General features: G+C 70.2%; 8 protein-coding genes. 4 read left to right on the top strand and 4 right to left on the bottom strand.

Annotated elements, in window-relative coordinates; all coding sequences use genetic code 11:
- Positions 1-21: 21 nt before the first annotated feature.
- Positions 22-747, top strand: coding sequence for a TVP38/TMEM64 family protein (locus HMPREF0591_RS06995; protein WP_040621997.1), 726 nt, complete (start codon positions 22-24; stop codon positions 745-747).
- Here HMPREF0591_RS06995 and HMPREF0591_RS06990 read toward each other — a convergent pair.
- Positions 744-1691: a class I SAM-dependent methyltransferase gene (locus HMPREF0591_RS06990; RefSeq protein WP_007167764.1), complete on the bottom strand. Its 948-nt coding sequence runs from the start codon at positions 1689-1691 to the stop codon at positions 744-746. The two genes, HMPREF0591_RS06995 and HMPREF0591_RS06990, sit on opposite strands and share 4 nt — an antisense overlap.
- A 157-nt stretch (positions 1692-1848) precedes the next feature.
- Between HMPREF0591_RS06990 and HMPREF0591_RS06985 the strand changes: the two genes are divergently transcribed.
- Positions 1849-4224 (top strand): lysylphosphatidylglycerol synthase transmembrane domain-containing protein, encoded by a 2376-nt coding sequence (locus HMPREF0591_RS06985; protein WP_007167763.1) that lies wholly within the window; start codon positions 1849-1851, stop codon positions 4222-4224.
- 14 nt (positions 4225-4238) lie between these two features.
- On the opposite strand, the gene HMPREF0591_RS06980 is transcribed toward HMPREF0591_RS06985, so the two are convergent.
- Positions 4239-6869, bottom strand: coding sequence for a GH92 family glycosyl hydrolase (locus tag HMPREF0591_RS06980; protein WP_007167762.1), 2631 nt, complete (start codon positions 6867-6869; stop codon positions 4239-4241).
- 189 nt (positions 6870-7058) lie between these two features.
- Between HMPREF0591_RS06980 and lpqN the strand changes: the two genes are divergently transcribed.
- Both lpqN and HMPREF0591_RS06970 read left to right on the top strand, forming a co-directional pair.
- Positions 7059-7730, top strand: coding sequence for an envelope biogenesis lipoprotein LpqN (gene lpqN / locus HMPREF0591_RS06975; RefSeq protein WP_007167761.1), 672 nt, complete (start codon positions 7059-7061; stop codon positions 7728-7730).
- Between the two features lie 52 nt (positions 7731-7782).
- On the top strand, positions 7783-8268 hold the full coding sequence (locus HMPREF0591_RS06970; RefSeq protein WP_007167760.1) for a hypothetical protein: 486 nt from the start codon (positions 7783-7785) through the stop codon (positions 8266-8268).
- 3 nt (positions 8269-8271) lie between these two features.
- On the opposite strand, the gene HMPREF0591_RS06965 is transcribed toward HMPREF0591_RS06970, so the two are convergent.
- Entirely contained in the window at positions 8272-8952 is a 681-nt protein-coding gene (locus HMPREF0591_RS06965; RefSeq protein ID WP_040621994.1) for a PAS and ANTAR domain-containing protein, read from the bottom strand.
- Positions 8953-9380: 428 nt separating this feature from the next.
- Positions 9381-9831: galactokinase (locus HMPREF0591_RS06955; protein ID WP_007167757.1), on the bottom strand; the 451-nt coding region annotated here is incomplete at its 5' end.

Here is a 9831-nt window from a genome sequence, read left to right as displayed (position 1 = left end):
GGCGCCCGCGTGAGCGGTCGCATGGCCGACAGCGACGATTCCCCGCCGGAATCCGAGCCCACCTCGCGACGGACGCACGTCGCGCGGCTCGCCGTGTTCGTCGTGTTCCTGCTCGTGCTGTTCTATCTGGTGGCCGTCGCGCGGGTGATCGACGTCGACGAGGTGCGGCGGGTGGTTTCGGCGACGGGCCCGGCGGCGCCGGTGACCTACGTCGCGGTGTCGGCCGTCCTCGGCGCGTTGTTCGTGCCGGGCGCGGTCCTGGCCGCGGCCAGCGGTCTGCTGTTCGGTCCGGTGCTCGGCGTGTTCGTGACGCTGGGCGCGACGGTGGGTACCGCGGTCGTCGCCAGCCTCGTCGGGCGCCGGGCCGGCCGGGACAGCGCGCGGGCGCTGCTGGGCCGCACCCGCGCCGACCGGATCGACGCGTTGATCGAACGCCGCGGGCTATGGGCGGTCGTCGGTCAGCGCTTCGTTCCGGGCATTTCCGACGCGCTCGCCTCCTATGCCTTCGGGGCGTTCGGAGTTCCCTTGTGGCAGATGGCGATCGGGGCGTTCGTCGGCTCGGTACCGCGGGCGTTCGTCTACACCGCGCTGGGCGCCTCGATCGGAAACCGGTCGTCTCCGTTGGCATACGCCGCGATCGCGGTGTGGTGCGTCACCGCCATCGTCGGCGCCCTCGCCGCGCGGCGGGGATACCGGCATTGGCGCGCGCACGCCCGCCGGGAGGACCCGGAGGCCGAACGCCGCTAGGTCGCCGCCCGCTCGGCGGCCACGAACAGATTCCCCGGCACGGCATCCTCGACCTCCTTGGGCGCCGTGCGGCCGTAGCCGGCCATCAGCTCGTCGGCCGGGGTGACCGTGACGCTCCAGCCGTGGCGGCGGAACCAGTCGCCGACGTCCTCGCGCTCCTCGAAGTACCACAGCTCGTCGGTCCTCGGCACGTCTCGGTCCGGCGCCACCCGCGCCATCAGGGCGCGCACCCGATCCATCCGCTCGCGACGCTTCGCGCGGAACTCCGGGTCGAGGAATTTCGGCCCCAGCGCCTCCACGGCCACCCGGCTGCCGGGGGCGGTGAGCCCGTGCACGCGGTCGAACAACAACTCCTGGGCGGCGGCCGGCAGGTACGGCATCAGCCCCTCGGCCGACCACACGCTGGGCGCCGACGGGTCAAACCCGGCCTCCCGCAACGCCGTCGGCCAGTCGTGGCGCAGGTCGACCGCGACCTCGACCCGATTGCAGGTGGGCCGCGCCCCGCGCTCGGCCAGCGTCGACGATTTGAAGTCCAGCACGCGAGGCTGGTCGAGTTCGTAAACGGTGGTGCCGTCCGGCCAGCCCAACCGCCACGCCCGCGCGTCCAGGCCGGCCGCCAGGATCACCGCCTGCCGGATGCCCGCCCCCGTCGCGGCCAGGAAGAACTCGTCGAAAAACGCTGTCCGCGAAGCCATGTAACCGACCATCGCCCGCATCTGCAGCGGCAGCTGGGGTTCGGCCTCGACGACTTCGTCCGGCAGCTGCGGCGCCGAATGCCAATTCCACACCCCGTCGCCGGCGGCGTCGAGGAAGATCTGCGCGAACGGATCCCGGATCAGTGGATCGTCGCTTCGCGTTTCGGCCGCGCGGGCGGAGGCCACTCCCAGCGCCGTCGCGCCCACGCTCTCGGTGATCTCCCAGCTGTCGTTGTCGGTCCTCGCCACGCTCCGCCCTCCGATTCGCTAGCTCGCCTATGTTTACGACCCTACGCGCGCAAGTGGGTCCGAGCTGTCGCGCGGCCGGGTATCGGCGCTAAGTTGGCGGCGAGCCGGCAAGAAGATGGGTCAGCGGCGCCGAACGAATCCGAAGGATCGTCTTTACATGCGAGTCGACGGGCGCGAGATCAGCGTTTCCGGCAGCTTGCTGCAGCCGCTGACCCGGCGCACCAACGACATCCTGCGGCTGGCCGCGAGCGCGACCTTCCTGGCGGTGGTGATCACCAGTTCGCTGATCACGCGGCCGCAGTGGGAAGCGCTGGAGAAGTCCATCTCGCAGATCGTCGGGGTGCTCTCGCCCCAACAATCCGACCTGGTCTACCTCGCGTACGGCGTGGCGATCCTGGCCCTGCCGTTCATGATCCTGATCGGCCTGGTCCTCGGCCGGCAGTGGAAACTGCTCGGGGCCTACGCCGCCGCCGCCCTGCTCGCGGCGCTTCCGCTGTCGGTCGGCGGCAACGGGTTTTCGGCGCCGCGCTGGCATTTCGACCTCTCCGAACGCCTGCAGACCGTGCTGGGCCAGTTTCTCGACGACCCGCGCTGGATCGGCATGCTCGCGGCGGTGCTGACCGTCTCGGGGCCGTGGTTGCCCGCACGCTGGCGGCGTTGGTGGTGGGCGCTGCTGCTGGCCTTCGTGCCGATCCACCTCGTGGTCAGTGCCATCGTGCCGGCGCGCGCCCTGTTGGGCCTGGCGGTCGGCTGGCTGGTCGGCTCGCTGGTGGTCCTCGTCGTCGGCACCCCCGCGCTCGAGGTGCCCCTCGAGGCCGCGGTGCGTGCGATGGCCAAGCGCGGGTTCGTGGTGTCGCGGCTCACCGTGGTCCGGCCGGCCGGTCGCGGCCCGCTGGTCCTCTCGGCCGGATGTGCGGAGCCCGACGGCGAAGCGTTGGTCGAGTTGTACGGCCCGCATCAACGCAGCGGCGGCACGCTGCGCCAACTCTGGATCAAGCTGCGGCTGCGCGACACCGAGACTTCGCCCCTGGTGACCTCGATGCGCCGCGCCGTCGAGCATCGCGCGCTGATGACGATCGCCTTCGGCCAGGCGCACCTGGCCAACACCTCGACGATCGCGGTCGCCACCCTGGACCGCGGCTGGATCCTGTACTCGCACAAGCCCCCTCGCGGCACGCCGCTCGACCGGTGCGCGCAGTCGACGCCGGTGGACCGGGTGTGGCGAGCGCTGCGGATCCTCAACGACCAGCAGATCGCCCACTTGGACCTGCGCGGGAACGAAATCACCGTCGACGACGGCGCCGTGCTCTTCGGTGGCTTGCACAGCGCCGAATACGGCGCCACCGACGCCCAGTTGCAGTCCGACATCGCCCAGCTGCTGGTGACCACCTCGGCGCTGTACGACCCGAAATCGGCGGTGGCCGCGGCGATCGACGCGTTCGACCGGGACACCATCCTGAGCGCCTCGCGTCGTTTGACGAAAGTGGCCGTGCCACGGTCGATCCGCAAGTCGGTCCCCAACGCGGGCGCCGTCATCTCCGACGCGCGCGCGGAGGTGAAGCGGCAGACCGGGGCCGACCAGATCAAGACCCAGACCATCACCCGGTTCACCCGCGGCCAGATCATCCAGCTGGTGCTATTTGGCGCACTGGTCTACGTCGCGTACCCCTTCATCAGCACCGCGCCCACGTTCTTCTTCCAATTGAGGACCGCGAACTGGTGGTTCGCGCTGCTCGGGCTGGCGGTGTCGGCGCTGACCTACGTGGGGGCCGCGGCGGCCCTGTGGGCCTGCACCGACGGGACGGTGAACTTCTGGCGGCTGTCCTTCGTCCAGGTGGCCAACACGTTCGCCGCGACCACCACGCCCGCCGGCGTCGGGGGGCTCGCGCTGTCCACCCGATACCTGCAGAAGAGCGGGCTGTCAGCGATGCGCGCGACGGCCGCGGTCGCCCTGCAGCAGGCGGTGCAGGTGATCGTGCACCTGTTGCTGCTGATCTTCTTCAGCGTGGTCGCGGGCGCCTCGATGCACCTCTCGCATTTCGTGCCGAGCGCCACGCTGCTGTACCTGATCGGGGGCGTGGCGCTGGGCATCGTCGGCACCCTGTTGTTCGTGCCCAAATCGCGCAAATGGCTGGCCACGGAGGTGCGCCCGAAGCTCAACGAGGTGACCGGCGACCTGGTCAAGCTGGCCCGCGAGCCGAGGCGCCTGGCGCTGATCCTCCTCGGTTGCGCGGGAACGACTCTCGGCGCGGCGCTGGCCCTGTGGGCCAGCGTCGAAGCCTTCGGCGGCGGCACGACGTTCGTCACCGTCACCGTGGTCACGATGGTCGGCGGAACGCTGGCCTCCGCGGCGCCGACACCCGGCGGTGTCGGGGCCGTCGAAGCGGCGCTGATCGGTGGGCTGGCCGCCTTCGGCGTGCCGCCGGCCGTCGGCGTGCCGTCGGTGCTGCTGTACCGGGTGCTCACCTGCTGGCTGCCCGTGTTCGCCGGCTGGCCGGTGATGCGGTGGCTGACCAAAAACGAGATGATCTGACGGACCCGGCGACCTCACTCGTACGGGGCTTGCGCCACCACGAGAATCGTTGAGGTGCGCGCACTGTGGCCGACCGAGGAGGTCAGGTACACCAGGTAGTACTCCTCGGGCACCGAGCGTGCCACCGTGATGGGCACGTCGATGCCGGCCGACCCGTCGGAGGAGAACTGGCCCGCCGTGGGCGTCACCGTGATGCCGGCGTCCGAGGCGGTGCCCGTCACGGTGTAGCCGCCGGCATCGCCGATCATCCGTTGCGCGTCGAGCCGCACCCTGCCCGTGGTTCCCGGCGCGATCGTGACGATCGGGTCGGGGATGTTGACGGTCACCGCCGAGCTGCCCGTGCCGAACGACGGTGGTGCCGACGATTCGCTTGTCCCCCAACGCTTGTCCGGGTATGCGGCGAGCGAGAAGGCCAGTTCCCCTCCGGTGCGGACGAAGGTTTCGGGCAGCGACGTCCGGTCGGTGGCCTGGCCGTCGACGCGCAGGCCGCTGACGTAGTTGAGGTGATGCGGCCCGGACGCGCCCGGGGCGGAGATCCGGATGGTTTTGCCCCCCGGCAGCGCGATCGCGATGCGATCGAAGAGCGGCGCCGCGACGGTGAGGATCGGCGTCCCCGGCGTGCTCGGATAGAGGCCCAGGGCCGCCCAGACGTACCAGCTGGCCAGCGCGCCCAGGTCGTCGTTGCCCGGCTCCCCGTCGGCGGTCGGGCCGTAGAGCCCACGCACCCGGTCGACCGTGCGCTGGGTCTTCCACGGTTGGCCGATGTAGTTGTACAGCCACGGCACCCCGAAGCCGGGCTCGTTGCCGGCCCACAGGTAGGGCTCGTTGGGGCCGACGTTGAGCTTCCTGGTGAACTCGTCGAGCCGCCCGGCCACCGCCTGGCGGCCGCCCAGCGCGGTCACCAGGCCGGCCACGTTGTGCGGCACCCACCAGACGTACTGCGCGGCGTTGCCCTCGTCGAATCCGACCTGGCCGAAGTCTTTCGGGGACACCACGAACGCCGGGCCGGCGCGGAAGAAGGTGGTCCAGCTGCGGGGAGAGATGTACCCGGTGGTCGGGTTGAACAGGTTCTGCCAGTACTGGGAGCGGCGCTGGAATTCGGCGGCGGTCGCCGCGTCACCGAGCGATTCGGCGAACCGGGAGATGGCGAAGTCGTCGACCGACCACTCGAGCGTGATCGACGCGTCGGCGATCCAGCCGTCGGTGCGGAACTCGAACGACAACGGCGCGTAACCGAATTGCAGGTACGTGTCGATCCCCGGTCGCTCGACGTAACCATTCAGCCCGACACCGCCTTTCGTGGCCGCGTTCACCATGTAGCGCAGCGCCGCCTGCGTGTCGAAGTCCTCGGCGCCGAAGGCGTGGAGGTTCACGATGAGCGGCACCACGTTGTCTCCGCTCATCTCCGCGGTCGCGGCGTTGGCCAGGGCCCAGCGTGGCAGCGCCCCGCTCTGCTCGGCGTCGTTCACCAGCGACTGGGCCATGTCGCTGGCCCGGTCGGGAAACAGCAGCGCCTGCAGGGCCGCCAGGCACCGGTAGGTGTCCCAGTCGGAGAAGTTGGCGTACTGGGTGTGCCCCGCGGCCACGGTGTGCACGGCGCCGTCGAACCCGATGTAGCGTCCGTCCGCGTCGTTGAAGGTGTTGGGGTGCAACAGGGATCGGTACAGGGCGGTGTAGAACGTCTCCACATCGCCGGCGTTGCGGCCGGCGACCGCGACGCGCGACAGCGTGCCGTTCCAGGCCCGGTACGCGGCGCCGCGGACCTCGTCGAAGCTGGCCGCGCCCTCGGCGGCCAGGTTCGCGCGCGCGCCGTCGATGCCGACGTAGGAGATGGCGGTCCGCACCTCGAGCACCGCTCCGGCCGGGAATTCCACGTATCCGCCGCTGTACGGCGAATTCGCGCCGCGGGCGCCGGGGTAGACCGCGTTGCCGTCCCACGCCCCGTACGAGGTGAACGGCTGGCTGAACTTCATCGCGAAATAGACCGTGTAGGTGTTGTTCTTGCCGCAGAATCCGCCGCTGGTGGCCCAGCCGGTGATCGTGGTGTTGTCCTCCCCGATCTGAATCGTCGCGCGGGAGTTGCCCGCCAGTGACGCGCCCGAGCGCACCTGCAACACGGCGGGTCGTCCGTTGCGCGGGTAACTGAACCGGCCCACACCCGTGCGCGTGGCGGCGGTGAGTTCCGCCCTCACCCCGGTGCCCGGGAACCGCACCGTGTAGTAGCCGGGCATGCCGCGTTCGGTGTCGTCGTGGGCGATCCGTTCCCACGATTTCCACGGTTGCGAGCCGATTCCGTTGGTGGTCGGCAACATCGAGATGTCACCGAACGCGGCGCACCCCACCGAGGCGTGGGTCATGCTGAACCCGGTAGAGCGCGGGTTGTCGTAGTTGTACCCGGCGTAGTTGCCCACCGTGTCGGGCGAGTACTGCACCATGCCGAACGGCACGGTGGCGCCGGGGAAGTTGTTGATCTCCCCGACCGTCGCACCGCCGGTCCCGGTGCCGATCAGCGTGGCGACGTGGTCGGCCGGGTCGGCCACGAGGGCGGGCTCGCCGTCGTAGGCCATGGGGGGCGCGGCGGCGACGAACGCCATGAAGACGACCGACGCCGCCAGCAGTGCGACGAGGGCCCTTCGTGACCGCATACCTGTCTCTTACTGGACGGCGGTGTACTGGGTGGGTGTTTTCCGGCCGAACGGGGTAACGATTTGCGGCACGCTTCGGTGCGGCCGGAAGTACCGCGCATTTCTGGCAAACTCTTACGGCATTTCGGATACTGTCATTTCGGCGCGGCCGGCGCTGGTACCGGCCCCAATTTTCGGGAGATTGGATTAATGAAACATTTGCCGCTAGCAACCGTTTCTGTCGCGCTGAGTTTGGCGCTCGTCGGTTGCGGCCACGACCACAAATCCGGTGGCCAGTCGTCGACCTCGACGACCGCCTCCACCTCGGCGTCGACGACGACTGCCTCCAGTGCGGCGCCGGCCGCGAAGGCCAAATACACGATCGCCGACTACGTCAAGGACAACCACATCACCGAGACACCCGTTCACCACGGCGATCCCGGGCCTAACGTCGACCTGCCCGTGCCCAACGGCTGGCAGCTCAACCAGAACGCCGGCACGTCGTACGGCGGCATCGTCATGACCCAGCCCGGCAACCCCGCCGACCCGCCGACCGTCTCGGCGCTGTTCTCCAAGTTCACCGGCGACGTGGACCCGGCGAAGATCCTCCAGTACGCGCCGGGCGAGGTGCAGAACCTGCCCGGGTACGAGGGCAGCGGTGACGGCAAGGCGTCCACGCTCGGCGGCTTCCAGGCGTGGCAGATCGGCGGAACCTACCAGCGGGACGGCAAGACTCGGATGATCGCGCAGAAGACTGTGGTGATCCCCGGCCAGGACGCGGTCTATGTGCTGCAGCTCAACGCCGAGGGTCCGGAGGCCGATTCGGGCCCGTTGCTGGACGTCACGAAGATCATCGACGACCAGACCACCATCACCCCCTGACGCCGGCCCCGCGGCGCTAGGCCGCGCGGCCGATTGGCCGTACGGTAAGCGCATGGCAGAGCAGCCGCATGCGATCGACGCCGGCCACCCACCTTCGGCGCTGCTGCGCGTCGTCAACCCGATGCTGGGTTTCCTGCTGCGCACCCCGCTCGCCGGCCCCGCCCGCAAGCAGCTGATGGTGCTGAGCTTCACCGGCCGAAAGACGGGCCGGCCGTTCTCACTTCCGGTGAGCGCCCACGTGATCGACGGTCAGCTCTACGCGCTCACCGGCGCACCGTGGAAGCAGAATTTCCGCGGCGGCGCGGCGGTGCAGGTCGTCTACGACGGCAAGACGACCGCGATGCGCGGCGAGCTGATCCGGGACCGCGCCGTCGTGTCCGACCTCTTCCTGCGCTGCGCCGAGTCCTACGGGGCCCAGCGCGCCCAGCGCATGATCGGGCTGAAGTTCCGCGACCAACGCGTACCGACGCGCGAGGAGTTCGCCGAGGCGGTCGACCGGATGCACCTGGGGGCGGTGCGCCTGACGCGCGCCGGCTAACCGCTACCCGTCCGACGCGGAGACCCGCAGGTGCGCGGTCAGCAGGCGCCGGTCGAACCGCGAGCGCGACGCGATGACCTCCTTGCCCAGGTCGGAGAAGTCCTTGGCGATCTGCTCGGCGAGCACGGCCAGCTTCATGTTGCGCACCTGGGACAGCGACTTGAGCAGGTTGAACGCCGCCATCTCGTCGACGCCGTAGACCAGCATCAGCATCCCCTTGGTCCGGTCGATGGCGCCGCGGCGCTCGGTGATCTCGGCGACCTTCGCGCTGATGTTCTCCTCGCGCTTGCGGGTGGACGTCGGCGTGACGTCGACGTAGAAGCCGTGCGTGCCGATGACGTCGCCGTCGTCGTCGCAGAATTGGTCCCCGACGACGACCACCTCACGGGTGTTCCCGCGGGTGTCGACGATGCGATGCCTGGTGCTGAACGGCTGCCGGTGCTCGATCATGTCGTTGATGCTGGCGGCCAGCCGGTCGCGATCGGCGGGATGCTTGTGGGCGATCACCAGCTCCGTCGTGGGCGTCACGGTTCCCGGTTCGTAGCCGTGTATCCGGTGCACCTGATCGGACCATTCCCAGCGCTGGTCGGTGAAGTAGAAGCGAAACCAGCCGGCCCGCTGCGGCGTGCCGCCGGCCAGGGCCTCCTCGACCGCCGCCGTCTGCCCGTCTAGTTCCCAGGCCACGACGCACGCCCCGTGCCCGGCGCCGAACGCGCCGCCCACTGTTTGCTTACCTGTTCGCGGACGGCGTCGCTTTGCTCCAGCCGGAGCGCGGCCGCGCGACACAGTTCGCGTGATCGGTCGACCTGCTCGCGCGCCCGCCGCACCGAGGTGGCGGCGGCGAGTTGCAGCGACCTGCCGGCGTCGGAGTGCGTGGACCGGCTCGCCGGAAAGCTTCGCCGAACGATCTCCCGCAGCGCGGCCGCCCGGCGCGCCGATCGGGCGCGATGCGCCTTCTGCCGACAGGCCGACGAGCAGTAGAGCGCGTCGGACCGGGCCGTGAAGCCGGCACCGCACACCGCGCATGTCATCCCCCGCATATCCGTTACGTTACTGCTATCGCTGGGCCCGTTACAGCTACGGCCGAGAATCGGGGGCATCGCGGTGGTTGGCTAGGCCGGTCCGGCGCCGGCGGCCGCCCGGGTCGCGGTGATGACCGGTTGTTCGAGACCGGCGTCGCGCACCGCACGCCGCACCGCCTCGTCGACGGCGGCGGTGCGATCGGTGGGTGCCAGCGCGATCACACAGCCGCCGAACCCGCCGCCGGTCATCCGCGCGCCCAGGGCGCCCGCCCGCACGGCGGTGTCGGCGATCAGGTCGATGTGTTCGGTCGTGATCTCGAAGTCGTCACGCATGGACTCATGGGACGCGGTGAAGATCCGTCCGACCGCGGCGAAGTCCGAATCCTGCAGCGCCGCAACGCAATCCAGCACCCGCTGGTTCTCGCTCAGCACGTGGCGGGCCCGGCGGGCGTCGACGGGATCGCGCACCGCGGCGGCGGCGGCCGGCCCGCGGTCCTGGACCTCGCGCAGCGACGACGCCCCGAGATCCGCGGCCGCCCGC

This window comes from Mycobacterium parascrofulaceum ATCC BAA-614 (assembly GCF_000164135.1).
In the GTDB taxonomy this organism is placed as follows: Bacteria; Actinomycetota; Actinomycetes; order Mycobacteriales; family Mycobacteriaceae; genus Mycobacterium; species Mycobacterium parascrofulaceum.
The sequence above is the reverse complement of the archived record's forward strand: the minus strand, read 5'-3'. Positions and strand labels throughout refer to the sequence as shown.